At 70.5% G+C, this 24575-nt stretch carries 23 protein-coding genes and 1 pseudogene; 12 read left to right on the top strand and 12 right to left on the bottom strand.

Annotation, left to right across the window (positions count from 1 at the left end; genetic code table 11):
• Nucleotides 1–157 precede the first annotated feature (157 nt).
• A complete protein-coding gene (locus tag ACWDEW_RS39090) occupies nucleotides 158–1477 on the top strand; it encodes a DEAD/DEAH box helicase (RefSeq protein WP_450519594.1) in 1320 nt (439 codons plus the stop codon).
• 45 nt (nucleotides 1478–1522) lie between these two features.
• Here ACWDEW_RS39090 and ACWDEW_RS39095 read toward each other — a convergent pair whose 3' ends face one another.
• Nucleotides 1523–1816: a hypothetical protein gene (locus ACWDEW_RS39095; protein WP_450519742.1), complete on the bottom strand. Its 294-nt coding sequence runs from the start codon at nucleotides 1814–1816 to the stop codon at nucleotides 1523–1525.
• A 292-nt stretch (nucleotides 1817–2108) separates the two neighbouring features.
• Here ACWDEW_RS39095 and ACWDEW_RS39100 point away from each other — a divergent pair, with 292 nt between their 5' ends.
• The gene (locus tag ACWDEW_RS39100; protein WP_450519596.1) at nucleotides 2109–4088 is read left to right on the top strand and encodes a hypothetical protein; all 1980 of its coding nucleotides are present in this window, start codon (nucleotides 2109–2111) and stop codon (nucleotides 4086–4088) included.
• A 27-nt stretch (nucleotides 4089–4115) separates the two neighbouring features.
• Here the strand turns inward: ACWDEW_RS39100 and ACWDEW_RS39105 are convergent, their stop codons facing one another.
• Nucleotides 4116–5132 carry a LacI family DNA-binding transcriptional regulator gene (locus ACWDEW_RS39105; protein WP_450519598.1) on the bottom strand — a complete coding sequence of 339 codons (1017 nt, stop codon included), beginning with the start codon at nucleotides 5130–5132 and terminating at the stop codon, nucleotides 4116–4118.
• 338 nt (nucleotides 5133–5470) lie between these two features.
• Between ACWDEW_RS39105 and ACWDEW_RS39110 the strand changes: the two genes are divergently transcribed.
• Nucleotides 5471–6049 (top strand): cysteine dioxygenase, encoded by a 579-nt coding sequence (locus ACWDEW_RS39110; RefSeq protein WP_450519599.1) that lies wholly within the window; start codon nucleotides 5471–5473, stop codon nucleotides 6047–6049.
• A 118-nt stretch (nucleotides 6050–6167) separates the two neighbouring features.
• Here the strand turns inward: ACWDEW_RS39110 and ACWDEW_RS39115 are convergent, their stop codons facing one another.
• Nucleotides 6168–6686, bottom strand: coding sequence for an aspartate racemase/maleate isomerase family protein (locus ACWDEW_RS39115; protein WP_450519601.1), 519 nt, complete (start codon nucleotides 6684–6686; stop codon nucleotides 6168–6170).
• 11 nt (nucleotides 6687–6697) lie between these two features.
• Here ACWDEW_RS39115 and ACWDEW_RS39120 point away from each other — a divergent pair.
• Nucleotides 6698–6880 (top strand): annotated as a pseudogene (locus tag ACWDEW_RS39120) (transposase); the annotation flags it as partial.
• Nucleotides 6881–7054: 174 nt separating this feature from the next.
• Here the strand turns inward: ACWDEW_RS39120 and ACWDEW_RS39125 are convergent.
• A complete protein-coding gene (locus ACWDEW_RS39125; protein WP_450519602.1) occupies nucleotides 7055–7381 on the bottom strand; it encodes a carboxymuconolactone decarboxylase family protein in 327 nt (108 codons plus the stop codon).
• A gap of 234 nt (nucleotides 7382–7615) precedes the next feature.
• Between ACWDEW_RS39125 and ACWDEW_RS39130 the strand changes: the two genes are divergently transcribed.
• Entirely contained in the window at nucleotides 7616–7984 is a 369-nt protein-coding gene (locus ACWDEW_RS39130; protein ID WP_450519604.1) for an amphi-Trp domain-containing protein, read from the top strand.
• A gap of 105 nt (nucleotides 7985–8089) precedes the next feature.
• On the top strand, nucleotides 8090–8281 hold the full coding sequence (locus tag ACWDEW_RS39135; protein ID WP_450519606.1) for a hypothetical protein: 192 nt from the start codon (nucleotides 8090–8092) through the stop codon (nucleotides 8279–8281).
• A 14-nt stretch (nucleotides 8282–8295) separates the two neighbouring features.
• Here the strand turns inward: ACWDEW_RS39135 and ACWDEW_RS39140 are convergent, their stop codons facing one another.
• The 6 genes from ACWDEW_RS39140 to ACWDEW_RS39165 form a co-directional block, all read right to left on the bottom strand.
• The gene (locus ACWDEW_RS39140; protein WP_450519608.1) at nucleotides 8296–8763 is read right to left on the bottom strand and encodes a hypothetical protein; all 468 of its coding nucleotides are present in this window, start codon (nucleotides 8761–8763) and stop codon (nucleotides 8296–8298) included.
• A 622-nt stretch (nucleotides 8764–9385) separates the two neighbouring features.
• On the bottom strand, nucleotides 9386–11287 hold the full coding sequence (locus tag ACWDEW_RS39145) for a glycoside hydrolase family 5 protein (protein ID WP_450519610.1): 1902 nt from the start codon (nucleotides 11285–11287) through the stop codon (nucleotides 9386–9388).
• Between the two features lie 195 nt (nucleotides 11288–11482).
• The gene (locus tag ACWDEW_RS39150; protein WP_450519612.1) at nucleotides 11483–12319 is read right to left on the bottom strand and encodes a PIG-L family deacetylase; all 837 of its coding nucleotides are present in this window, start codon (nucleotides 12317–12319) and stop codon (nucleotides 11483–11485) included.
• A gap of 310 nt (nucleotides 12320–12629) precedes the next feature.
• A complete protein-coding gene (locus ACWDEW_RS39155) occupies nucleotides 12630–12983 on the bottom strand; it encodes a DoxX family protein (RefSeq protein ID WP_450519614.1) in 354 nt (117 codons plus the stop codon).
• A 164-nt stretch (nucleotides 12984–13147) separates the two neighbouring features.
• A complete protein-coding gene (locus ACWDEW_RS39160; RefSeq protein ID WP_450519616.1) occupies nucleotides 13148–14191 on the bottom strand; it encodes a sensor histidine kinase in 1044 nt (347 codons plus the stop codon).
• On the bottom strand, nucleotides 14188–14862 hold the full coding sequence (locus ACWDEW_RS39165) for a response regulator (protein WP_450519618.1): 675 nt from the start codon (nucleotides 14860–14862) through the stop codon (nucleotides 14188–14190). The genes ACWDEW_RS39160 and ACWDEW_RS39165 overlap by 4 nt, the downstream gene beginning before the upstream one ends.
• A gap of 229 nt (nucleotides 14863–15091) precedes the next feature.
• Here ACWDEW_RS39165 and ACWDEW_RS39170 point away from each other — a divergent pair, with 229 nt between their 5' ends.
• Together ACWDEW_RS39170 and ACWDEW_RS39175 are read left to right on the top strand one after the other, a co-directional pair.
• Nucleotides 15092–16153, top strand: a complete 1062-nt coding sequence (locus tag ACWDEW_RS39170; RefSeq protein WP_450519620.1) for an alpha/beta fold hydrolase — start codon at nucleotides 15092–15094, stop codon at nucleotides 16151–16153.
• Between the two features lie 65 nt (nucleotides 16154–16218).
• On the top strand, nucleotides 16219–16398 hold the full coding sequence (locus tag ACWDEW_RS39175) for a hypothetical protein (RefSeq protein WP_450519622.1): 180 nt from the start codon (nucleotides 16219–16221) through the stop codon (nucleotides 16396–16398).
• Nucleotides 16399–16696: 298 nt separating this feature from the next.
• On the opposite strand, the gene ACWDEW_RS39180 is transcribed toward ACWDEW_RS39175, so the two are convergent.
• A complete protein-coding gene (locus tag ACWDEW_RS39180) occupies nucleotides 16697–18256 on the bottom strand; it encodes a glycoside hydrolase family 32 protein (RefSeq protein WP_450519624.1) in 1560 nt (519 codons plus the stop codon).
• Between the two features lie 204 nt (nucleotides 18257–18460).
• On the opposite strand from ACWDEW_RS39180, the gene ACWDEW_RS39185 reads away from it, so the two are divergent.
• From ACWDEW_RS39185 to ACWDEW_RS39200, 4 genes are read left to right on the top strand one after another with little or no spacing between them, the layout of a single operon-like run.
• A complete protein-coding gene (locus ACWDEW_RS39185) occupies nucleotides 18461–19870 on the top strand; it encodes an extracellular solute-binding protein (RefSeq protein WP_450519626.1) in 1410 nt (469 codons plus the stop codon).
• On the top strand, nucleotides 19867–20868 hold the full coding sequence (locus tag ACWDEW_RS39190; RefSeq protein WP_450519628.1) for a carbohydrate ABC transporter permease: 1002 nt from the start codon (nucleotides 19867–19869) through the stop codon (nucleotides 20866–20868). Before ACWDEW_RS39185 ends, ACWDEW_RS39190 begins: the two co-directional genes overlap by 4 nt.
• Nucleotides 20869–20890: 22 nt before the next feature.
• Entirely contained in the window at nucleotides 20891–21763 is an 873-nt protein-coding gene (locus ACWDEW_RS39195; RefSeq protein WP_450519744.1) for a carbohydrate ABC transporter permease, read from the top strand.
• The gene (locus tag ACWDEW_RS39200) at nucleotides 21760–23151 is read left to right on the top strand and encodes a glycoside hydrolase family 32 protein (RefSeq protein WP_450519630.1); all 1392 of its coding nucleotides are present in this window, start codon (nucleotides 21760–21762) and stop codon (nucleotides 23149–23151) included. Before ACWDEW_RS39195 ends, ACWDEW_RS39200 begins: the two co-directional genes overlap by 4 nt.
• Before the next feature lie 251 nt (nucleotides 23152–23402).
• Here ACWDEW_RS39200 and ACWDEW_RS39205 read toward each other — a convergent pair whose 3' ends face one another.
• Nucleotides 23403–24467, bottom strand: a complete 1065-nt coding sequence (locus ACWDEW_RS39205) for a LacI family DNA-binding transcriptional regulator (protein WP_450519746.1) — start codon at nucleotides 24465–24467, stop codon at nucleotides 23403–23405.
• Between the last annotated feature and the right edge of the window lie 108 nt (nucleotides 24468–24575).

The following is a 24575-nucleotide window of genomic DNA, read 5'->3' on the forward strand; positions in this document are numbered from 1 at the left end:
TGTGTCTGGCCGAGTCTGGGGGCACCGCCTCTGGGGGAGGGCTGCCGCCCGGCTGTGGCCGCTGTTAAAGTGGACGAACGCTTCGAGATCGCCGGGGCCCGTACCAAGGGGTGCGGGCCCCGGCGCGTTGCGGGCAGCAGACCGAGGAAGGTTCCCCATGAACGCGAAGCCGCCGACCGCTTCCTTCGCCACGCTCGGGCTGCCGCCCGAGCTGGTCGGGACGATGAGGGACCTCGGGGTGACGGAACCCTTCCCGATCCAGGCGGCAACGCTCCCCGACGCGCTGGCCGGCCACGATGTGCTGGGCCGGGCACGGACCGGCTCCGGCAAGACACTCGCGTTCGGGCTCCCGCTGCTCGTACGGACCGCGGGTCGGCGGGCGGAGCCGAAGAGGCCGCTCGCGCTGATCCTGGTGCCGACCCGGGAACTCGCGCAGCAGGTGGACGACGCGCTCACCCCGTACGCGCGGACAGTCGGCGTGCGGCTGGCGACGGTGGTCGGCGGTCTGTCGATCAACCGGCAGACGGCGCTGCTGCGGACCGGTGTCGAGGTGGTCGTCGCGACGCCGGGGCGGCTGACCGACCTGGTGTCGCGCCGCGACTGCCACCTGAACCATGTACGGATCACGGTGCTGGACGAGGCGGACCAGATGTGCGACCTGGGCTTTCTGCCGCAGGTCTCGGACCTCCTGGACCAGGTTCCCTCCGACGGGCAGCGGCTCCTGTTCTCGGCCACGCTCGACGGCGACGTCGACCGGCTGGTCCAGGACTACCTCCACGACCCGGTTCTCGCATCGGTCGACGAGGCGGCGGGCTCGGTCGCGACGATGGAACACCATGTGCTGAACGTCCACGGCGCCGACAAGTACGCCGCGGCGACCGAGATCGCCGCGCGGGACGGCCGCGTGCTGATGTTCCTGGACACCAAGGCCGGGGTGGACCAGTTCACCCGTCATCTGCGGGCCGCCGGGGTACGGGCGTCCGCTCTGCACAGCGGGAAGTCGCAGCCCCAACGCACGCACACGCTCGGCCAGTTCAAGGACGGTGAGATCACCGTGCTGGTGGCCACCAATGTCGCCGCCCGCGGCATTCACATCGACGCGCTCGACCTCGTCGTCAACGTCGACCCGCCGGCCGACGCCAAGGACTACCTGCACCGGGGCGGTCGTACGGCGCGCGCCGGGGAGTCCGGCAAGGTGGTCACTCTGGTCACGCCCGGGCAGCGGCGCGATGTGAACCGCATGATGTCCGAGGCCGGCATCCGGCCGACCGTCACACAGGTGCGCTCCGGCGAGGAGAAACTGACCGCCATCACCGGTGCCAAGCGCCCTCCGGCGGGGACGAAGCCCAGCGGCAACGCCCCCTTCCGGGGCATGGGAACCCGTCCGGGCCGACCGGCCAAGGAGTCCCGCAAGGCAGCCGAGGCCCGCAAGACCGCGGAAGCCCGCGCGGCGGCCCGGGTACGCAAGGGCCGCTGACCCTCGGACGACGGTGCCGGGCCCGTGAGGCCCGGCACCGGCTTCTCATGCGCCGCCGACGACTCCGGGCGGGACGAAGCGCCGATGCAGCGGCCGGAACTCACTGTCGGGCCGGCCGGTGATGCCGGCCTTCTCGACGGCGGGCGCCAGTCGTTCGGCGAAGAAGGTCTGGAAGGCCTCTTCGGAGTCCCATACGTCGGTCACATTGAGTGCTTCGTCGTCGAACCAGGCCACATGCACCTGTGACCCCGCGGGGGCCGTCTCCTCCCAGCCCACGGTGTCCCGAACGGTGTCGTACTGCTCGGGGGTGACACCCGTCCAGCGCATGAACATCACCACAGCCAATGTCCGCTCCTCGCTCGTGTCGTGTACGACCGGCCACCGGTGTCCACGTGCCGCGTCCACCAGTGGTGGTGGCCCGGCCATCCTCCTGCGCGACAGGGACGGGGCGAAGAGCGTACGGAGGCGCGGCACCGCTGCGGTTCACTTCTCACGCCCGGTAGGCGGGAGTCCGCATGTCCGCGCGGAGGTCCGCACCGGCGGCGGGTGACGGTGACCTGTCCGGGATTCACTCGTTTGACGCAACGGCACCCCGCCGCGTCCTCTCCCGTCCCGGAAAGCGTCCCGTTCCATGAAACTTCGTTCGCTCCGCCCCCACGCCGGGGGTGTCAGGTCTCGGGTCCGGGAGGCCGAGTCCGTCCTCGTCGAGCAGTACGGCGATCTGGTCCGTCTGGCGCACCTCGTCCTCCCGGCCTCGCTCGGCCGGCACCGCCGGGTACTCGTGGCGCACGCCCTCGTGCAACGGGCGTTGCGTCGCGCGGGCACGACACGTTCGGCGCCCGCCGTCCCCGCGCCGCGCGGGGAGTCCCGCGCCGGGGACTCCGTGGAGCGCCTTCTCCTGGCCGAGGTGCTGCGCGCCGCGCTGGCTCATGGGCGGCGCCCGCGGATGTGGCCCGCACGGTTCGTCGCCCCGGGCGCGCTGTGGCCCCGGTTGCCCCTGGTCCTGGGTCTGCGGCTGTTCCCGCGTTCGGGCGGGGCGGACGAACTCGCCCTGGCCCAACGGCTGTCCGCGGCCCCGGCGGCGGCCCGCGCCGCCTTCCTGCTGCGCACGGTCCACGGCCTGCCCCTCGACGCCGTCCACGGCCTGCTGGAATCCGCGGACGCACCGGACCCGGCCGCGGCCCTGCGAACCGCGGGCCTGCTGGAGGAGAGCTCGCGCAGATCGCCCGCCGCCCTGCTCGCGTCACAGGAGTTCGACGCCTGCGCCCTCCAGGCCGGCCCCACCGACCTGCTGCGCCGCGCCCGGCGGACCCGCCTGCTCCTGGGGGCCGCCGCGATCGGACTCCTGACGGTGGTGACCCTGGCCGTGGCAGGAGACGGCACGGCACACCGGCCGGAACGCGGGACACCGGCGGCACTCGGCATGCCGCGTACGGCGGACCTGGTGCGCACGACGGCCGGGGCATGGGACAACACCTCGCGGGTCGACTTCACCGCCTGGCCGGCCCGGGGCTCCCGCCCCCACGACCAGGACCTCCTGGACCGCGCCCTGAACGCGTGGACGCACCCACAGGCCCACACCCGCCTCCACCTCGCCCCCGCCACGACCGCGGTCCCACCGGCGACCGCACCGCAACTCCTCTACGCCGGAGACGTCGGCGACCGCGAAGTGGTGCTGTTCTACGACGGCCAACGCCTCGCCCGCTACAGCGAGACCCGCTCCGGAGCGCGGGACGCGGAGTTGAGCGTCGCCCGCGTCGACGACGCCGACGTCACCACGGCGGCGGCCGTGACCCTCACCCGGGCAGGCGGCACCGCCCGCTATCTGCTGGCCCCCTGGGTGGCCGAGGCACAGACCCGCGACCTGCTGCGCCCCGATGTCCTGGCCCGCGCGCTGCACGTCTCGAAGGACGGCGTCACGGATCCGGTCCCGACCGTGCCCGCGACAGCGCACTGCGAGAGCCGACCGGTCCTGCAACTGCGTTCCTCGCCACGCATCGCCGAACACCACGCGTTCCTGCTCGCCCCCCTCGGCGACCTGTCCCCGGTCCACCTCACCTACACCCCCTTGCCCGGCCACGGCACACCGCCCGCCCGTCAGCCCCGCGAGGCCACCGGCTCCCAGGCCCTGCTGGCCTGGGCCCACCAGGCCTGCGCCCTGGAGCCGCTGCGCGGCTCCGGCGTACGCGCCGTCAACAACTGGGACTTCGCCGAACAGGACCTGCCCGACGGAGGCGGCCACGCCGTGTGGACCTGCGCCCGCGCCGACACCTGGCGCGGACCCGGCGACGTGACGGTCTCCCTGCGCACCAGCGGAGACGCGCCCGCCGCACCGGCCCGTACGATCGCCCGAGCCCGCGCCACCGCGGCCTGCAGCCGGTTCGGCCAGCACATCGTCGCCGCGAGCGGCTGGCGCTCCCCGAACGGCCACTGGTACGCACTGGCCGCCGGCAGCCGCGCCGTCACCAGCCTGTCGGTGAGCGGAGACGTCAAGGCCACGAAGCGGTCCCGCACCCTCGCCGTACCCGCTCCCCACAACCCGCGCATCACCGTGCGGGCGCGACTCGCCACCGGCGAAGGGCTGGACGCAGTCGGCACTCCCGGAACGTAAACCCTGTGCCGCTCCGCGGCCTCGGCCCTACCGGCGTGCGGTCCTCGGCGGTGCCACCGAACCGCGGGGCTTCGCCGCCGGGGGGAGGACTTTGCGGCGGCTGAGCTTGTTCTCGTCGATCGCTCTGACCGTGCGCTTGACCACCAGGTCCACCAGCAGGTCCGCCGGCCACCGGTAACTGGACAGCGGCGGCGTCAACAATCGCGACAACGGGTGGTCGTCGAAGCCCATGACCGAGACGTCGTCGGGTACGTCGAGTCCCAGCTCCCGAGCCCCGGCGTAGACGCCGTAGGCCATCGAGTCGGCCAGGCACAGAAAGGCGGTCGGCGGATTCGCGGAGCCCAGCACGGTCCGTGCCACGGCGGTGGCGCCGTCCAGGTCGTGCGGTGAGGGGTGGAGCGTGACGTCCAGGCCGAGACTCCGCGCGACCCGATGGGCGATCACCTCGGCGGGACGGTCGGGGGTGGTGGGCCGGCTCGGGGTCATGACGGCGATCCTGCGGTGACCGCAGTCGACGAGTCGATGGAAGGCGTCGGTGACCCCGGCCTCGTTGTCGAAAACGACCTCCGCCGCGGTGGCCGCACCTGGCAGTCCGTCACCGATGGACGTGAGTACCGTCCGCCGGGCGACTTCCTTCCAGTGCGCGGCGGACGGGTCGACCGGCAGGACGATGAGCGCGTCCACCCGCTGGTCCGCCAGCTGGGAGGCGAGCGTGGCCTCCAGTTCGGGGTCGTTGGAGGCGTCGACGATCAGGGCGTGCCGCCCGACGCCGAGGAACCTGCGGCCCAGGGCGGCGGCGAGGTCCTGCTGCCAGACGTCGGCGAGCGACCCGCACAGCACCCCGACATACCCCGTACGACCGGAGGCCAGGGCGCGGGCGATCGGGTCCGCCTGGTAGCCGAGCCGATCGGCGACCTCGCGGACACGTCGTTGGGTCTCGGGCGGTACCTGGAGTCCGCGGAGCGCGTACGACACCGCGGCGGCGGAGAGCCCGGTCTCCTCCGCGATGTCGCGCAGGGTGATCCGCCGCGGCTGTTTTGGCACGTGGTCAGTGTAACGACTCGATGAACTGGCGCTCCGCTCCTGCCGTTCGGAGCGGAGCGGCCCTCGACGCACATTGACACCGGCTCCACTTAAGCGCTTCACTGGAACGCATCACTGAAGCGCTTAACCCAGAGGCGGCGCGAGCGAGCAAGATGCGACCACCATGTGCCAACCCCCCTGTCCGGAAGGCCTCGTCGAGCAGATGAAGCCCCGCACACAACCGTTCCGGTCCGCCGGAGGGACGCTGCACCCGGCCCCGTGACGATCCTTCGTCGTACGACCGCGAGGCGCTCCGTCCGCGTCGGCAATCCACGCCACCCACTCGAAGGAGTACGGCCATGACCGCACCGCTGCCGGCCCACGACCTCGACACCGCAGCCGCCCGCGATGCCGAACCGTGGCACCGGGTGCGGGCGGCCGTCACTCTCGACACGCTTCCGGGCCGCGACCTGGACAAGCGGGAACTGCTGGAGCTGGCCGCGTCGATCGCCGCGGACCCCGGCAGCTGGCGTGAGCACGTGGCCTTCGACGACGACAACCGGCACTACGTCTCGCTGTACAGGGACGCCCATGTCGACGTCTGGGTGCTGTGCTGGACGCCGCGGAACGACACCGGCTGGCACGATCACGATGTTTCCTCCGGTGCCGTGGCGGTGGCCGAGGGAACACTCGTCGAACACAATCTGGCCGTCGGCGTGCCGAGCCTGGCGACCGAGGTGCCGACCGGTCAGGTCTTCTGCTTCGGCCCCGACCACATCCACCGGCTCACCGGACGCGATGCCGGCAGCGTGTCGATCCACACGTACTCGCCGCCGCTGTGGCGGATGGGCCAGTACACGGTCGGGCGCAACGGGATCCTGCGCCGCACTTCGGTGTCCTACGCCGACGAGTTGCGTCCACTGGACGACATGGTCTGACCCGACTGACGCGGTTCGCTGCCGAGTTGGTCCCGTGACACGTCATGGTTCGCCCCCGAGTCGGGCCGCTCGTCGCCGGCCTCGCCGCCGCTTGCGGATCGTCCCTTCCTGCTGTCCGTCACGGCCGCCCAGGACCTGGCCCGTTCTGCCCTCCCGCCCCGGCCCGGCCGCTGAGCAGACTGCCCGCGCCGGGAACGACCGCGGGGAGGCCCGGTTCGACCAGGGCGCGGTACGCCGTCGCGGTGGCCGCCGAGAGCACGGGGAGCCCCGCCGCTTCCTCCACAGGCTGAATCGACGCCAGCGAAGGCATCTGGACACAGGCGGACAGGACGAGCGCGTCGGCCCGTGACAGATCAAGGCGCCGCCAGTGCTCGCGCAGGTCGGCGGGGTCGAGGCGGGCGACGGCCAGATTGTCCGGCACCTCCAGGCTCAGCGCGTCCACCACCTCGATGCCCGCGTCCTCGATGTAGTCGGCCACGAGCTGTGTGAGCGGCTTCAGATACGGCGCGTCGGGCGCGGTGACTGGGACGTTCTTCGTTGTAGACGCCGTGCTCGATCGAATCCCGCCACTGGCGGAGAAGGTGGGAACCGCGGCGGACGCCTTGAAGGAGGCTTGGGCCAAGATCAGGCGCCGCAAGTGATCAGGAGTGGGAGTTACTCGCTCCGCTGATACCGCGGGCCGCGACGGGCCGACCGCGTGTGGAGGATCGGCGGGTCGTCAACGGGAGGGTCTACAAGATCCGGACCGGGATCTCCTGGCGCGACCTGCCGGAACGCTACGGGCCGTGGCAGACGGTCTACACCCGCTTCCGGCGCTACGCCCTGGACGGCGTGTTCACGCGGGCCCTTCAGCAGATCCAGGCCCATGCGGACGCGGTCGGCGACACCGACTGGCTCGTTCAGATCGACTCCGCCATCGTTAAGACCGCCACCTCCTACGAGGCAGCGGTCAGTCTCGCGTCATTCCTGCTCTGGGCAAGATCCGATGGCGGGCGGAACCGCTTCTCAGCCCTGGGACTCGATCTCGGTGTCTGCGACGGCGATGGCGATGCCGAGAGCCGTGGCGATGTTGCCGGCCGCGGTCATGACGCGGGCGGTGCCCACGATGGGCGCGATGGCGACCAGGACGTCCTGCAACTGGTTGGCGGTCAGGCCGGTCTTGAGGGCGGGGTCGATATGCGCCACGTACGAGATCGGCGGGGCGTCCGAGGCGGCGAGTGCGGCGATACGCGTGAGGATGAGCAGGTCCGGGCTCATCCCGCAGCGCTCGATCGAGTCGACCGTCATGGCGGCGAGGGTGTCAAGGACAGGTGTTTCCGATGAAGTGGACATGCTGTATGCCCTCCTGGTGAGATGCGACCCCGAGAGACAACAGGCGGAAGGTACCGAGTTCCGCGAACGAGGGATCCCTTTCCACCGTAGAACGCTTCCGGGCCTCGCGCGCGGGGGCGCCGGGTCCGTCGCGCCGGAGAGAAGCTCCGAGCGCCCGACCGTGCGGATGTCCGATCTCGCGCATGGCCTCAGAATGGGCGTAATCGACTCTTCTCTTCCGAAGGGGAGACACCCATGAAAGACCTGAAGTTCGAGCAGAAGCGCTCTCTGTCGCGCTTTGAGGCCGCTGACCAACTCACGGCACTCGCGGCCGCACTGAGAGAGGGCGGGGATGTCGATCTGGAATTCGGCCTCGGAACGCTCAGCCTGCGGATCCCCGACGACCTGCGCACCGAGACAGAGGTCGAGATCGGCAACGGGGAGATCGAGCTGGAGATCGAGTTCAAGTGGCCGACCACGCCGCCCCGCACGACGCCGTCGCGAACGGTCGCAGCCACGAAGAAGGCCGGAGTGGTCAAGAAGGCGCCCGCGGAGCCCGGTCGAAGCAGCACGCGCACCAGCAGGAGCAAGAACGCCAAACGGTCCGCATCGAAAGCGAGTTGAGGCATCCGCCACCGACTCCCGCCGCAGCCGACGAAGGGCCGGCCCGGAAGGAAGACCTCCTGAGCAGACCCTTCTCCCTGGGGCATCGCGGTGCCTGCCGCAGCGATGACACTTCAGAGCCTCGTCGGCCTGCGCTGTGCCGGCCGCTCGCTCGCCTGGACCATCCGCACCTGGCCGCGACGTCGCGGCATCGCCACCCGCTACGACAGACCACCGAGTCCTACCAGGCAGCTCGCGCCGCACAGGGACCTGCGCTTTCGGTTGCGCAGCATCCCGCAGTTCTCGAACGGTGCCTGAGCGCGGCCGAGGGTCTACGCAGCCGCGTCGTAGGCGGCCCGCAACCGTACGTCGCTGCTGGCCCCGGACCGGGGAGTGGCCTCGGTGAACACAGCCAGCCGCAGCACGAGATAGCGGCCGATCCCGACGAGTGCGGTGGCCGACAAGTACACCGTCTGCTGCAGGACGAGTCCGGCGTCGGGGCGGAGCGCGGCCAGCGCGCCGACCGCGGCGGACGTGACCAGCCAGCCGAGGGCCATGGTGGCAGCGCTCTTCAAGTGGCCGGCCAGACCGGGCCGTCCGTGGCGGAACGAGACGCGGGCGTGCAGTTCGGTGGCAACTACGGTGGAGGCGACGGTGGTCAGCGCGTTCGCCGCCGTCCACGGAATCCACTGCGAGAGCAGGACCAGAACTGCAGAGGCCGCCAGAGTGAGCCCGCTGCCCAGCCCGGCGAAGCGCCCGAAGGCCACCGTGTGCCGGTGGATCAGTCGCAGGCTGTTCATGGTGATCCCCTCCCTGACCGCTGCCCCTGGCGGGGCCGTCGTCGTCATGGCGCACAGCGTGGCTGCCTCGCCATTCAGCGCGGTTTCAGGGCGTTCTCAGGGTTCGGGAGGTGGTGAAACCGGTGTCCAATGTGCCGCCGCGGCCTTGACCGTGATCAGGTGCTCAACGGACTGGGGGCGGGGAAGATCTTGAGCTTGATGCAATGCCAGAGGTGATGCCGGGAACGTGGAACCGGGGCTGCTCGGCACGCGGGCCGGGACGTGCGGAGACATGGCGGCAGCGGAGCTTCGGGGGGTGCGTGCGCCGGATGCCGTGGGTCAGCCAGTGTCGTCACGTGGACCGGCTGCCGGCCGGCTGGGCACGGTCACTTCCTCGTCGGGCAAGGTCCACATGGGTGCCGCTCGGGCGGCCCCGTCGCTGACCCGCAGTTGGTGACGGCGCTGCTCGTCATTCGTGTCCTCGACGGTGAATCCGGCGGACGCCAGGATTGTGGCCCTGTCCGCCCGGACTGCCTTTCAACCAGGGCCCAGCCGACTTCGAGCCGGGTGGTACCGGACGCGGCACCGCCCGCCGCGCCGAACACCGTCGCCGGTCCGTCTGGCGCCACTGCTCCCGTGCGGGTCAGAGGGCCAGTTTGCGGCACAGCAGGGCCGCGGGGCCCGGCGAGCTGCCGATGCGCGTGGTGTACGCGATGCCCGCGGCGTACTCGTCGTCCGCGCACTGGCCCTTGTAGTCGCCGACGGCGAAGTCACCGCCGCCGGTGTCGCCGGGCCGGTTGTCGGAGCGGTCGAACCACACCGTGCGTCCCGCTCCCGCGAGCGCGGCAGCGGCGGGAGCGCACAGGGCCGCCGACGTCCGCACATCCCGGTGGCTGTAGCCGATGAGGAACTGGCCCTGGGCGCACTGGAGTTTGGTGTATCCGGAGGCCCAGTCGCCACCCTGGGGGACGTTGCGTTCGTCGGTGACGACTGACTGGGTGCCGCCGGCGGCGCGCAGGTCGCCCGCGGTGATGTCCGTGCACAGTCCCCGGCCCGAGGTGCGCCCGAGGCCGATCAGGCGCAGCCCGTCGGGGCAGGCGGCCTTGGCGGCGCCCGGGTCCCAGTCGCCGGTGGCGCGCACCCGTACGGACTGGACGTAGTCGCCGTGGTCGGTGGCGAGCATCTGCCAGGCGGGGACCTTGGCGACCGGACCGCTGAGCGAGGCGGCGGACATCAGCCGCTGCCACCCGGCGGCGCGCCAGTCGGCGTCGTCCAGGAGGCCGTGCCGGGTGCCGTCCGCGTCGTAGCGCAGGAGGGCCCAGTCGTCGTGGCCCTGCCAGCCGACCAGGGGCCAGTAGGCGAAGTCGGCGTCGTGGTCGGCGAAGTAGTCGGTGACATTGCCGAACCAGGTGCGTGCCGCGGTGCCGGTCTCGCCCGCTCCGATGCCGAACTCGCTGATCCACACGGGGGCGGTGTAGTGCTTGCCGTTGTCCTGGGAGACGAAGAACGCCTCGTCGTACAGGGCTTGGAACAGGTCGTCGCGGCTGAGGTCCTGGTAGCGGGGGTCGCTGGTCTCGCCGATGCCGGTGGCTCCGCTGTGGTGGGGGCCGGTGTAGCCGTAGAAGTGGGCCGAGTAGACGAGTTTGTGGGCGGCCACCAAGGTGTGCGACAGCGTGCGGGCGGGGGTGAGGAGGGGGCGGCCGTGGGCGAAGCCGTCGACGGGTATGCCGGTCCAGTTGATGCCCTCGATGACGATGAGCAGGTTCGGGTTCGCCTCGGTGAGGATGCGGTCGGCGGCGAGTTGGGCGGCGGCGTACCAGTCGTGCGCGTCGCCGCCGCCCCAGTTCGGGTCGTCCCAGACGTCACGGCGTACCTCGTTGTAGAGGTCGGCGCCCACCACACGGGGGTCGGCGGCGTAGCGGCGGGCCATGAACACCCAGTCGTCCGCCCACTGCCCGGTCGACTGGCTGCTGTTCCACCGCTCGTTGCCGTCGATGCCGCAGCACCAACGGGAGGTGTTGGTGTGGTTGTTGAGGATGACGGCGAAGTCGGCCGACGTCAGGGCGGAGACCACGGCGTCGAAGACCCCGAGCGGAGTCCGGCCGCGCAACTGCGGGTTGGCCGCCACGGCGGCGTCCGGTACGGCGGTGGTGTCATGGATCATCTGGTTGGAGAACGGGAGCCGGATGCTGTTGATCCCCAACTTGTGGAAGTCGGCCATGAGTTGAGCAAGGGGTACGCGGTCCAGGCCCAGGGGGATGCCGTAGGAGTTCTGCCCGGCGTGGTGGTTGGCGTTGTCGGCCGTGCTGCCGCTGCCGGTCCAGGAGCCCTGGGCGCCGTCCCAGTTGGCCGACTTCAGCCGGAACCGGTTGCCGTTGGCGTCGACGATGTAGCGCCCGCGGGTGGACAGGGGCGGCTGCCAGGAGCTCTCGGCGGCGGCGGGCGCTGCGGGGGACACCGGCGCCGCGGAGGCTGCCCCCGTGGAGGGGAACAGCAGGGAGACGCCCACGACGAGTAATGTCAGGTACCGGACAAGTTTGGTCATGGGGGTGCCCTCCGTACCGATACCGATCCCGACAGATGGCAGCGCTCTCGAAGTCCCGCAGCAGCCGCTCGGGGGACACTACCGGTGACCTGCGAACCCGTCGACGGACAAAACACGCAGTCGATGTGCGCTCGCCCATGCCCGGCCGGGAGGCACGCGGAAACGCGCGTCTTCCTGGCCGGGCGGCCGGGCGGGTCAGCGCAGTCCGGCGAAGAGATCGTTCTCGGGTACGGCCGCACCGGTCGCGTCCTGGACGCGCAGGAAGGTCTCGATGCCCATCAGCTCGGAGAACCTCTCCTTGCCCATCTTGAGGAAGAAGATGTTGTCGCCCTGACTGGCGTGCGCGGCCAGCGAGTCGAACTTCTGACCGCTGAACGCCGTGGTGTCCACCCACGTCGTGATCTCGTCGTCGGGGAGACCCATCTTGGCCATCGCGGCGGCCTCGGCGGGATCCGGCTCCGGCATGTCGGGGTGGAACTCGCGCATGATCTCGCCGAAGCGCCGCGTCATCGAGCGGGGCATCGTGGTCCAGTACACCTTCGGTGACAGCTCGGTCGTCATCTCCAGCGCCGCCATCGTGATGCGGTGGGCCTGGATGTGGTCGGGGTGGCCGTAGAAGCCGTTCTCGTCGTAGGTGACGACCACATCGGGGCGGTAGTGCCGCATCAGGTCCGCCAGCCGGGTCGCGCCTTCCTGCACGGGGGTCTGCCAGAAGGATCCGGGGGCGTCGTTGCTGGGCCAGCCCATCATCCCGGAGTCGGCATAGTCCAGCATTTCCAATTCACTGATCTTCAGGACGTCGCGGCTCGCTTCGAGTTCTTGGCGGCGCATCAGGGCGACCGCCGCCGGATCGTGGCCGGGATCGCCCGGCTTGACGCCTCCCGGTCCGTCACCGCAGGCGCCGTCGGTACAGGTCACGAGCACCGTGCGGATGCCTTCCGTCGCGTACTGGGCGAGGACTCCTCCGGTCGTCGTGGCCTCGTCGTCGGGGTGGGCGTGTACTGCCATCAAGGTCAGGGGCCGGTCGGTCATGAAAAGTCCTCCAACAGAAATTACGTCGCCGTCCACGGAGCGCGGCCGGTGTAACACCATCCTGGGGCCCGGATCCCGGCGGGGCGGACGACCTCGCGGTCTCCGTGTGCCCCGCCGGTACGGCACGGGCCCTCGGCCGATGCAACCTCGCCGACCGGACCCGCTGTTCCCGAAGTGACCGATCGGTCTTGCGGATGTCGCCGTTTCTGGCCGCGCTCGGGGTACAGGTGCGCCCCGCATCTCCTCATGGAGTGGATCACTGCTGGTTGAGCCGGCCGACGGTGGGATCGGTGTGACGTGCCGGCAGCTGTCAGGCGCCGTGGTGGAGCAGGCCCAGAGTCAGGGCAGCCGCCGCGGTGGCGAGGAACACGATCCCGCCGACGATGTTGCGGGAGCCCACCCGCAGGTGGGCGACGATCGCGCCGATGAAGTACAGCACGAGCCCGGAAGCGGCGAGGGTTCCCAGGAGCGGCACGGCGAGCCCGGCCAGCAGTCCCACGGTGCCCGCTGCCAGCAGCATGCCCAGCACCGGTACCCACTTCCGGGGTATGCCCTTCATGTCCGCCTGGGTCTTGGGGTATTCGTGGCCGATCAGGTAGGTGACGGCGGCGGCACCGTTGAACACCGCGGCGAGGAGGGTGACCGTGAGGTAGGCGGCGAACACGTTTTCTCCGGTTCTGTGGGGACAGCGTCCAAGGCATCCTGTTGCGGGATGCCGATCTCCTGGACGACGAACCGGTGCCTCGCATGTGTGACATCGACGGGCGGCAGCCTTGGGTGCCGATGAGGCTGTTGTCGTAGCCGACGTTCTGGAGGGGCAGGGCATGCCTATGGGCTGGAACGCCGCTTCGCCCGGCGAGGCAACAGGAGCGTGACGCGGGTTCCCGCGCCCGGGGCGGAGCCGACATCGAGGTGCCCGTTCAACAGGTGGGCGCGTTCACGCATGGCCGACAGCCCGGTGCCCGTGGAGACCACCGTGGGGAGCGAGGATCGGTCGACCGAGGCGGAGGGCCGCTGGTCCATCCCGCGGCCGTTGTCCCGGACCGCCACGCTGAACGCCTGGTCGTCGCTGTCTAGTTCCACGAGAAGCCGGTCTGCCTGAGCGTGCTTGACCGCGTTGTTCACCGCTTCCTGCACGATGCGATAGACGTGGGCCTGGGCCTCCGGCGGCAGTTCGGCCTCCACCCCGTGCCACTCCGTTCCGACGCGCAGCTCGACGTCCAGCCCGAAGGTGTCCTCGGTGCGCCGGCACAGCGTCTCAAGAGCGGGCGCGAGTCCGAGCTGGTCGAGGGCGAAAGGCCGCATCTCCACGATCAGGTGCCGCAAGGAGGTGATCTGGTTCGCGATCAGACTCCGCGCCTGGCCGATGGCCTCGTCCATGGCATCGAGCCGGCCGGTGCCCGCGGCGGCGGACAGCACGAGCTGAACGGCGACCAGTTCCTGAAGGGTCTCGTCGTGCAACTCACGGGCCCAGCGTCGCCGTTCACGTTCCTCGCCGTCGCTGCGGGCCTGCGCCCGCTCCCGGGCGAGACTCCGACGGCGTGCCACCGCGCTGCGGCCCAGCATGAAGGCACAGCCGATCAGCAGCAGGGGCACGATGTTCAGGCCGTTGAAGAGCGGCTGCTCGGTCATACGAACCAGTTGCGACACGGAGAGTATGAGCGCGAGCCCGCACAGCGCCGCCAGCCATGCCCTCCGCACGGCGTTGCTCAGCGCCGCCGCGACGATGAGGACGACGGCAGCGCCGAGCGAGAAGCGCATCACCCAGCGAGGCTGCTGCTGGAGGACCTCGACCGCGAAGGCGACGACCAGCAGCCCGGCACCGGCGGCCTCCATGATCGGGCCGGCCTTTGCGCGCAGCGTGCCGGTCATCCCAGCAGCCCGCGCTCGCGGGCGGCGGCGATGAGCTCCGCCCGTGTCTCGGTGCCGAGCTTGTCCCGAACCCTGGCGCGGTGGGTCTCCACCGTCCGGACGGAGACGAAGAGGCGTTGTGCGACTTCCTGGTTGGTGTGGCCCAGGGCGAGCAGGGACAGGACTTGAAGTTCGCGGGCAGTCAGAGTGGCGTCCCCATCGGCACGGGGATCTCCGGCTCCCGCGACGGCGAGTCGGGCGCCCATGGCGGGCTGCAGATAGGTGCCCCCCTGGGCGACCTGGCGGGCCGCGCCGACCAGTTCCTCCGCCGCCGCCTCCTTGAGCAGATATCCGGCCGCTCCGATCCGCAGGGCCGCGCGGGCGAACGCGGGATCCTCCTGCATCGTGAGGATCAGAATGCGTGTGTCGGGTGACGCCGCGAGCAGGTCGGGGATCGACGGCAGGCTGGACCGGCCCGCCATGGTGAGGTCCAGGATCAGCACGGACGGCTGTTCTTCCGCCACGACCCGCACGGTCTCCGGGACCGTCGAACTCTCCGCGACGATCTCGAAGGACTCGTCCCGGGACAACAGCGCGCGCATGCCCGCACGGACCACCGGGTGATCGTCGGCGATCACCACGCCGAGACGTGCCACGGCCGGTATCTCCTGCTCAGCGCGGTCGCCATCCATGGGAGCAAAGGTACTGGGTGCGGCGGGCCGGCCCGGGCCCCAGGGGCTGGGGGAGCGATCGGGTGAACTCCGAGGCGTCGGGCGGCCGAGCGGCATGTGCGGGAAACCCGAAGGACGACTGCGGACAGACACTGAGGCCCCCTGGGCTGCGGAGCACCAGGATGACTCGTGAGAGACCCCGACCGGGCGGAAGCGCCCGACCGGCCGACACGGACGGAACGGTGCACAGATGATCGACAGGCGTACCTTCGGCAAGGTCGTCGGCGCGGGCGCGGCGGGCACGGCCGCGGCATCGCTGATCGGCCTGAGCGGCTCCGCGGCCGCAGCGTCCTCGCCGCCCGGGCCGGGCGCCGAACGGGCTGCGACAGGGCCGGCGCCGGGCACGGGCGCCGGGTCCTTCCCGGTGCTGAAGCAGGTCAGGGCCGGCGAACTCACCGTCGGCTACGCCGAGGCCGGTCCGGCCGACGGACCGGCTGTCATCCTCCTGCACGGATGGCCGTACGACATCCACAGCTACGTGGACGTCGCCCCACTGCTGGCGGCACAGGGCTACCGGGTCGTCGTTCCCTACCTGCGCGGACACGGCACCACGACGTTCCTCTCGCCGACCACCTTCCGCAACGCGCAGCAGTCGGTGATCGCCCACGACATCATCGCCCTGATGGACGCCCTGAGGATCAGGAAGGCCGTGTTCGGAGGCTTCGACTGGGGCTCGCGGACCGCCGACATCATCGCCGCCATGTGGCCGAAGCGGTGCAAGGCCCTGGTCTCCGTGACCGGTTACCTGATCACCGACCGGGAGAAGAACAAGCAGCCGCTGCCGCCCGCGGCCGAGCGGGCGTGGTGGTACCAGTACTACTTCGCCACCGAACGCGGTGCGCAGGGCTTCGAGAAGTACCGGCACGACTTCGCGAAGCTCGTCTGGCACAACGTCTCCCCGTCGTGGGACTTCGACGACGCGACCTTCGACCGTACGGCGGCGGCATTCGACAACGAGGACTACGTCCCCATCGTGATCCACAACTACCGCTGGCGACTGGGCCTCGCCCAGGGCGACCCCCGCTACGACCGCATCGAGGCACGTCTCGCGGCAGCGCCCGACATCGCGGTGCCGACCGTCACTCTCGACGGGGAACTGGATCCCTTCACGCCGGCCGGGGACGGCACGGCGTACCGGGCCAGATTCACCGGCCCCTACGACCACCGGACGCTCAAGGGAATCGGCCACAACGTGCCGCAGGAAGCACCCGAGGCCTTCGCCCGAGCCGTCCTCGACGCCGACCGACTCTGACAGGCCGCCCACCCGAAACGGCGCTTCGACTGTTCGCGCATCTGATCGCCCATCTGGAGGATGACATGACAGCTGAAAAGACAGACCTCCCGGGTGCCGCCGGCACCGGGCGACGTCCCTGGTTCGGCCGGCTTCCGCAGCGCGTTCCCCCGCAGCAACTGGTGGAGACACAGCCCGCCACCGTGCCGGACCCCGCCAGGGACACCTACAGTTCCGACGATTGGCTCACCCGTACCTGTCTGTAGACGTGCCCCGGGCGGGCATTACCTGCCGCGCAGAGCCGACGTGGTCTTGCCGGTGCGTTCGCGCAGCAACACCCGCAGAGTATTGGGGTGTTCGTAGCCGACCTTCCGGGAGTATGACCAGCCACATTCTCGCCCGCGCGGTCCTGACCGTCACCGCCGAGACCCCCGCCTGACGACGCCCGCACCGCCGCACCGCCGCACCGCCGCACCGCCGCACCGGCGACCGGCGACCGGGGCCCGCGCCGGAGTCAGGAGTGAGGCGGCGGGCCTCCATGGGTCCCCGAGCCCCCGACCGGCCTCACACCGAGAACTCGCGTATCACCGTGTTGCGGAACACTGCCCCGCCGCCGATCGTGAACAGCGCGAGCCGGGTGTCCAGCAGGTACGGGAACACCTGGCTGGTGTGCACGTAGCGGCCGTCGTCGACGAACATCTCCACCGACGTGCGGTCCACCATGATGCGCAGCCTCACCGTGCCGGCGGACGGGTCGAACGGGGTGTGGCTCTCCTGCCACTTGCCGGACGTGTCGGCGTTCACGGTGTTGCGCCGGTTGAGGAAGGCGTAGTCGGCGTAGATCCCGGCGTCGATGTGTCGGCCGCCATTGGGTGAGCGCCTCAACTGAAGCCCGGCGCCGGTGAGTTGGGACCAGGTGATCTCGGTCGTCACCTCGTAGGAGATACCGGTGTAATCGAGCACCTTGGTGCCGTTGACGGTCACATCACCCAGGTTCACCGTGCGGGAGACGTACGAGTCGAGGCCGGCGACGGGCCGGGAGGCCAGGTAGTACGTGCTGTCGGACGCCTTCTTCAGTGTGATCTCGCGGACGACGGAGTCGGTGCCGTTGAAGCCGTCGCAGTCGATGGTGGGGGTGGTGTCGGCGTAGTCCCAGTTGTTCACCCAGCCGATCGCGTACCGGGCGGCCGCGTCCACCGCGCCGCTCGCGTCCCGCTTATCGAAGGTGACGGCGGCGTACCAGTCCCAGCCGTGGTCGAGCCACTGCGGGTCACTCGCGTCGGCGGTGAACGCGCTGCCGTCGAAGGAACCCGTCCAGTAGGCGTACGTGTTGGGCAGCCCCGAGCCCTTCCCGTTCGCGCTCGCGCCGAGCACCCATTTCACGGTGCCGTCGCCGGCGGTGATGCGGAACAGGTCGGGGCACTCCAGGACGCCGATGCCGTCGTGGACGAAACCGTCCACGTACGTCCAGGACTTGAGGTCGTCGGAGTGGTAGAAGCCGATCTTGTCGTTCTCGGCGAGGGCCATCACCCAGCGGTCCCGGTCCTCGTCGCGGATCACCTTGGGGTCGCGGAAGTCGGCGACGCCGGGGTTGGGCAGGACGGGGTTGGTCCCGTAGTTGGTGAAGGTGAGACCGCCGTCGGTCGAGTAGTACAGGAACTGCGCCTGGTCGTCGGTGCCGTCGCCGGGGGACATGGTGACGATGACGACGACCGCGCCCGCGCCGAATCCGGCCGTGTCGCCGGTGTCGACCACCGCCGAACCCGACCAGAGATCGCCGTTGGGCGTGGTGTCCTTGGGCGCGGCGACCCCGCGGTCGGTGAAGGAGACCAGGTCCTTGGTGGTGGCCAGGCGCCACGCGGTGCCGACGACACCGGTGAAGTAGTCGGCGTTGTAGAGGTAGTAGTAGCGGTACTCGCCGTCGATCCAGACGGGCCGCTGCGGATCGTTCTTCCACTGGTCGGGGACCGTGAAGTGGTACGCGGCACGGTAACTCGCGCCGGTCGCAACGGACTTGGCTTTGCTCTCGGCCGTGGCCGTTCCGGCTGACAGCAGCGCGGCGGCGGTGCCCGCGACCGATCCCGCGAACAGTGATCTCCTGGACAGCCCCGATGTTCCGGGCATGACGCATCGTTCCTCTCGTGGCGGCTCACGACGCAGAGGGCGTGGAAAATCGGCTCCTGCGAACGAGGACTGTAGACCTAACTCGATAAAGGCCCAAGAGGCCTAACTCGTTAAAGGTCAAGCGTTCCCGACCCTTGACAGGCCCGCCGCCCGGTTCCCATCATCTGGGCATCACTCCTAAACTAACACGAGTTAGGCCTGTTGATGACTGACTCGCACCTCGCTCGCCGCACGCTGCTGCGATACGGCGCGTACGCGGCCGGAGCAGCCGCCCTGGCCGGGACCGCCGCGAGCTGGGACCGGCTCACGGGAGCCGACATCCCCGGCCGTGACGACGGCTCCCTCGTGGTCGCCACCCTCGGCGCCGCCTTCGACCCGGCCACCATCGACGCCCTCACCAAGGGCTTCCATCGGCTCCACCCCGACATCCCACTGCGGGTGAACGCGGTGCAGGCCGTCGACTGGTCGGACTTCTTCGCGAAGATCCTCACCCAGATCGCCGCCGGCACCGCCCCCGACCTGGTGTATGTGGCCACCGAGGGCGTGCAGTTGTTTGCCCGGAAGCTCGGCGTGCCCCTGGACCGTTGGGTGCGGCGGGACGCGGCGGAGCTGCGTGAGTACTTCGCCGACGTCCACCCCTCGCTGGTGGAGTCGATGATGTACGAGGGGAACCTCTACCAACTCCCGATGGAGTTCAACGCCGCCGACATCTACCTCAACAAGCAGGTACTGAAGCGGGCAGGCGCGGGTTCCCCGGCGGCCGACTGGAGCCGCGACGACTTCACCGCGCTGCTGCGGGAGATGAAACGCACCGGCGGCTCGCACTTCACGCCGTACTTCTGGACCAACCGGCTGTGGGGCGGCGTGGTGCCCTGGCTCTTCGCGAACGGCACGAACCTGCTGAAGGAGTCGAAGGCGCCCGGCGGCTCCTGGCTGTGGGACACCTTCTACCCCGCCGCCGACCGCCAGGGGCGCGGCGGAGGCTTCCGCTGGACGACCCCGCAGGCCACCGCCGACCGGGTCGAGGAGGCGTACGACTATCTCGCCTCCCTCGTCCAGGAGGACCTGTGCACCCGGCCCGAGGGTGGCAACGGCAGCAACCTGGTCGGCGTGTTCTCCACCGGCCGCGTCGGCGTCACACCGGCGGGCGGCTTCTGGGCGGGCGGCCTGCAGCAGGCCGGCATGCGGGCCACCGACTACGACGTGCAGTACTTCCCGCGCTGGCGCACCCAGCGCCACCAGTTCGGCGCGGCGGGCTACGCGCTGCTGCGCACCTCCAAGAAGCAGGAAGCCGCCTGGGAGTTCATCAAGTACGCCGCCCGCAAGGACACCATGACCATGCTGTTCCAGAGCAACCAGACGACCCCGGCCCGCCGTTCGATGCTGAACGCCGCCCGCTACGCCGAGAGCGGCCCGGCCCACTGGCAGGTCTTCTACGGCACCCTCGACCGGTTTCCCGACACCGGCCCGATCCCCGCGCCGCCGCAGGTCGCCGAGGTGACCGACGTCCTGCTCAAGTACACCGGCACCGCGCTGGCCTCGCCGCGTGCGGTGGGTCCCGCGCTGCGCCGGATGCAGGGCGACCTGGAGCGGGCCATGGAGCGTGAGGTATGACGAACACTCAGGTCCCGGACAATCAGGTCCCGAACGACCAATTCCCGAACGACCAGGTCCCGGCCGTACGCTCGCGGCCCGCCACGCCGCCGCCACCCGCCGTCGCCGTACGGCAGTCCGTCCGCGACCGCGGCACCCGGCTGCTGGCCGCGCTGTTCCTGGCGCCCACGGTCGTCGGCATCGTCGTCTTCACGGTCGTGCCGATCATCGGGTCCATGGTGCTGAGCCTGTTCCACTGGAACGTGATCGACCCGCCCCGTTTCGCCGGCGCCGCCAACTACCGCACTACGTTCACAGATTCGACCGTCCTGGTCTCCTTCCGCAACACGCTCCTCTTCATGGTCCTCGCGGTAGCGCTGCAACTGCTGATCGCACTGTCGCTGGCGCTCACGCTGAACGCGCGGATGCCGGGGTGGCTGCGGTCGCTGTTCCGTTCGGCGTTCTTCTTCCCGCTGGTACTGTCCGCCGCCTCGATCTCGGTGGTCATGAAGTACCTGTTCAACCAGGACTTCGGGGTGGTGAACTGGCTGATCGGCCTGGTCGGCATCGCGCCCGTGCCCTGGCTGACCTCGGAGCACGCGGCGATGGCCACGGTGATCCTGGTCTACGTCTGGCAGCAGTTCGGCTTCTCGTTCCTGCTGTTCGTCGGCGGTCTGAACAACATCCCCAAGGAGATCTACGAGGCCGCCGCCCTCGACGGCGCGACCGGCCTGCGCAAGCACATCGGCATCACGCTGCCGCTGCTGTCGCCGACGCTGCTCGTCGCGTCGGTGGTCGGCATCATCAACGCCCTCCAGGTCTTCGAACAGCCCTACGTCCTCACCGACGGCGGCCCCGGCGACGCCACCCGCACCGTGGTGATGGTGATCTACGAGAGGGCCTTCGAGCAGCTCGACTTCGGCGAGGCATCCGCGGTGGGCGTGCTGCTCTTCGCGCTGATCATGGCGGTCACCGCCGTCCAGTTCCGGCTCAGCCGGCGTTTCGTCCACTACCAGTGAGCCGGTGAGCCGCATGAGCACCATGAGCCAAGCAACCCCGACCCTGAAAGCGACGCCGGCCCTGAGCCGCGCACGTCACTCACTCGCCCCCTGGACCCGGATCGCCGTACTGACCGTGTGCGCCCTGCTGACGCTGGGCCCGGTCATCTGGACCGTCGCCACCTCGCTGCGCACCCCGGCCCAGTCCTTCGACCTGCCCCCGCAGATCATCCCGACCCACCCGACCGCCGCCGCCTACCGCGGGGTCTTCGATCAGATCGACGTGTGGCTGCTCGCCCTGAACTCCACGCTGGTGACGGCACTGATCGCCGTCGGCCAGATGATCACGGCGGGCCTGGCCGGATACGCCTTCGCGCGCATGGAGTTCCGTTTCAAGAAGCCACTCTTCGGCCTGGTCCTGGCGACCATGATGGTGCCGTTGCAGGTCACCATCGTGCCGGTGTTCCTGGTGCTGAAGTCGATGGGCCTCACCGACACCCTCCTCGGCCTGATCATCCCGGCCTTCCCGACGGCCTTCGGCACGTTCCTGATGCGCCAGTACTTCCTCGGTATGCCCAAGGACCTGGGCGAGGCGGCCATGCTGGACGGCGCGGGCCCCTGGCGGATCTTCCGCTCGGTGTACGCGCCGCTGGCCGCGCCCGGCCTGGCGATCGTCGGCGTACTGGCCTTCAACTACCACTGGAACGAGTTCTTCCGCCCGCTGATCCTGGAGACCTCCAGCCAGAACTACACGCTTCCGCTGGGTCTGGTCTCCCTCCAGGGAAACCTCGGCACCGGATCGATCTCGGTTGTCCTGGCCGGGGTCGTGCTCTCGATGCTTCCCGCCCTCGCCGTGTTCGTCGTCGGTCAGCGCCCTCTGCGCGAGGGCATCACCTCGGCAGGAGTCAACCGTTGAGCCATGACCCCAACGCACCGCGTTTCAGGGTCCGTCCGCCCGCCGGCTGGATCAACGACCCCAATGGGCCGTTCCGTTGGCGAGACCGCTACCACCTCTTCTACCAGTACAACCCCGACGCACCAGTACACGCGAACGTCCACTGGGGTCACGCCTCCAGCACCGACCTCGCTCACTGGGAGCACCACCCGATCGCGCTCACCCCGACACCCGGCGGCCCCGACGAGGCCGGCTGCTGGTCGGGCTCCGTGACCGACGACAACGGCACACCGACCGCCGTATACACGGGAGTTGACCATGCCCACACCGGACTCGGCACCATCTGCCTGGCGCGGGCGGCCGACCCGGACGACGAGCTACTGACCGAGTGGAAGCCGCTGCCGACGCCGGTGGTGGCAGGCCCGCCGCCGGGACTGGACGTCGTGATGTTCCGCGACCCGTTCGTCTTCCACTACGTGGACAGGCGCTGGGCCCTCGTCGGGGCCGGGCACGCCGACGGCACACCATCGGTCCTGCTCTACGACTGCGACGACCTGGCCGACTGGCGGTTCGCCGGAGTGCTGCTGGACGGCAACGACCCGGTGGCGGCTGGGGTGTTCGGCGACAAGTCGGTGGGCTGGGAGTGCCCGCACCTGTACCGGACAGCGGGCGGCGACCACGTACTCCTGGTGTCTTTGTGGGACGGAGACCCTTGCTCCACCGGCTACCTGACGGGCCGTCTGGAGCCGGACGGCCAGGGCGCGTTGAGGTTCGTACCGCACACCGGCGGCCGACTCGACCAGGGGCGGGACTTCTATGCCCCCGCCGTGCTCCAGGAGCCGGACCGCGCGCTGCTGTGGGGCTGGTCGTGGGAGGCCCGCGAGCAGGAGGAGACGGATCGGGCCGGCTGGGCGGGCGTACTCACGGCGCCTCGGGTGGTCGACGTCCACCCCGACGGTTCACTACGGGTGACCCCGGCCCCGGAACTCGAACTGCTGCACCCGGCCGAGCCGTTCGTCACCGAGCCGGGCCGGGCCCCACTTCCACAGGCGTACGACTTGACGGTCACCGCATGCGAACCGACCACGGTGAGCTTGCTCCGGGACGCGGCGGGGCGGGAGTTGACCATCCGGGCGGACCCCGCCTTAGGGACCGTCGTCCTCGACCGCAGCGCCTGGCCCCGGACCGGCAGGGAAGGCTCCGCCCCGATCACCGTGCACGTGCCGAAGGATCCGGTACTGACGCTCCGGCTGCTCGTCGACGGCTCGCTCCTCGAACTCTTCGTCGAGGAACGAGCGATGGTCACCGAGCGCGTCTACCGGCGCCCCGGCGACATCGCCGAGTTGGTCGTCGACGGGTCGGGTGCGCGGGTGACTGGGTGGGCGCCGGACTCAGGGAGGCGCGGGTGACCGTGGGCCGGGCCGGGCCGGGCCGGGCCGGGCCGGGTCGGGTCGGGTCGGGTGCCGGACCCAGGGAGGCGCGGGTGACCACGGGGTAGGCCACGCGAGGGTCGGGTGCCCAGGTCACCGACTGGGCGCCGGACCCACGGAGGTCCGGCTGACCACTGGGCAGGCCAGGCACCCGTGACACCGAGAGGGCGCCGAACCCATGCAGGCGTGGCTGACCACGAGGCAGGTCACGTACGGGCCGAGTGCCCAGGTCACCGACTGGGCGCCGGACCCACGGAATCGCGGCTGACCACAGGGCAGGGCAGGCGTCGGACGGTCGCCGGCGGCGTACGGCCGGCCTCGATGGCGTCCAGGAGTAGGCGGGCCGCCGCCTCGCCCATCGCCCGGTGCGGCAGCGCGACCGAGGTGAGCGGCGGGGTGAGGAACGCGGCCATGTGCTCCTGGTCGTCGTAACCGACCACGGAGAGATCGGCGGGCACGTCGATTCCGAGCCGGGTCGCGGCGTGCAGGACACCCGCCGCGACCCGGTCGTTGTAGCACAGGACGCCGGTGGGGCGACGGTCCGGTTCGACGCCGTCGAGCAGCCGTAGTGCGCCCGCGTATCCCGCGGAGATCTCCCCGCCGCCGCGCACGATCGACTCCTTGGGCAGGGTGACGCCCTCGGCGCGCAGCGCGTCGCGGAAGCCGCGGGTACGTTCCACCGAGGCGATGTCGTCCAGACCGCCGATCACCGCGAGCCGCCGGTGGCCCGCGGCGAGCAGCAGCCGGGCCGCGGTACGGCCACCGGCGCGCTCGGCCGGGACCACGGCGGGCAGGGAGTCGTCCTCGGGCAGGCAGTTGGCCAGCACGGAGTGGGTGTGGTGCAGGCCCTCGGGGACGCGGACCCGACGCAGTGACATGGCCGCGTAGATGATGCCGTCCACGCGGCGGTCGAGCAGTTCCGCGACGGCCGCGTCCTCCTTGACCGGGTCACCGCCGGAGTCGACGGTGAGAACGAGATGGTCGCTGTCCCAGGCGGTCTCCATGGCGCCGCGCAGCAGCCGGCCGGCGAACGGCGAGGACGCGATCTCATCGGTGACCAGCCCGATCACGGCCGTACGGCGACTGCGCAGACCGCGGGCCACCGGGTTGGGTCGGTACCCCAACCGGGTCGCTGCCTGCCGGATGCGTTCCTGCGTGGCGGGGGAGAGGTTGCCCTCGGCCCGTCCGTTGAACACGAAGGACACCGCGGTGTGTGACACGCCGGCGAGCCGGGCGACGTCCCGTGACGTCGGGCGTCCGGTGCCCGTGCTCCCGCTCTCCTCGGCACCGCCCACACCGTCCGCCGCCCTCACCCAGCCCGTCTCCGTCGATCACCGTCCACCCTATCGGCGGGGAGCGCCACGGCACACGGGAGATCCTCAGGGCCCCGCGACGTGGGCGTG

This window comes from Streptomyces sp. NPDC001100 (genome assembly GCF_053598575.1).

Excerpts from the sequence above, each read along its gene's own strand:
- ACWDEW_RS39090 (WP_450519594.1), top strand. The coding sequence starts at position 158 with ATGAACGCGAAGCCGCCGACCGCTTCCTTCGCCACGCTCGGGCTGCCG.
- ACWDEW_RS39100 (WP_450519596.1), top strand. The coding sequence starts at position 2,109 with ATGAAACTTCGTTCGCTCCGCCCCCACGCCGGGGGTGTCAGGTCTCGG.
- ACWDEW_RS39110 (WP_450519599.1), top strand. The coding sequence starts at position 5,471 with ATGACCGCACCGCTGCCGGCCCACGACCTCGACACCGCAGCCGCCCGC.
- ACWDEW_RS39125 (WP_450519602.1), bottom strand. The coding sequence starts at position 7,381 with ATGTCCACTTCATCGGAAACACCTGTCCTTGACACCCTCGCCGCCATG.
- ACWDEW_RS39130 (WP_450519604.1), top strand. The coding sequence starts at position 7,616 with ATGAAAGACCTGAAGTTCGAGCAGAAGCGCTCTCTGTCGCGCTTTGAG.
- ACWDEW_RS39135 (WP_450519606.1), top strand. The coding sequence starts at position 8,090 with ATGACACTTCAGAGCCTCGTCGGCCTGCGCTGTGCCGGCCGCTCGCTC.
- ACWDEW_RS39140 (WP_450519608.1), bottom strand. The coding sequence starts at position 8,763 with ATGAACAGCCTGCGACTGATCCACCGGCACACGGTGGCCTTCGGGCGC.
- ACWDEW_RS39145 (WP_450519610.1), bottom strand. The coding sequence starts at position 11,287 with ATGACCAAACTTGTCCGGTACCTGACATTACTCGTCGTGGGCGTCTCC.
- ACWDEW_RS39150 (WP_450519612.1), bottom strand. The coding sequence starts at position 12,319 with ATGACCGACCGGCCCCTGACCTTGATGGCAGTACACGCCCACCCCGAC.
- ACWDEW_RS39160 (WP_450519616.1), bottom strand. The coding sequence starts at position 14,191 with ATGACCGGCACGCTGCGCGCAAAGGCCGGCCCGATCATGGAGGCCGCC.
- ACWDEW_RS39165 (WP_450519618.1), bottom strand. The coding sequence starts at position 14,862 with ATGGATGGCGACCGCGCTGAGCAGGAGATACCGGCCGTGGCACGTCTC.
- ACWDEW_RS39170 (WP_450519620.1), top strand. The coding sequence starts at position 15,092 with ATGATCGACAGGCGTACCTTCGGCAAGGTCGTCGGCGCGGGCGCGGCG.
- ACWDEW_RS39175 (WP_450519622.1), top strand. The coding sequence starts at position 16,219 with ATGACAGCTGAAAAGACAGACCTCCCGGGTGCCGCCGGCACCGGGCGA.
- ACWDEW_RS39180 (WP_450519624.1), bottom strand. The coding sequence starts at position 18,256 with ATGCCCGGAACATCGGGGCTGTCCAGGAGATCACTGTTCGCGGGATCG.
- ACWDEW_RS39185 (WP_450519626.1), top strand. The coding sequence starts at position 18,461 with ATGACTGACTCGCACCTCGCTCGCCGCACGCTGCTGCGATACGGCGCG.
- ACWDEW_RS39190 (WP_450519628.1), top strand. The coding sequence starts at position 19,867 with ATGACGAACACTCAGGTCCCGGACAATCAGGTCCCGAACGACCAATTC.
- ACWDEW_RS39195 (WP_450519744.1), top strand. The coding sequence starts at position 20,891 with ATGAGCCAAGCAACCCCGACCCTGAAAGCGACGCCGGCCCTGAGCCGC.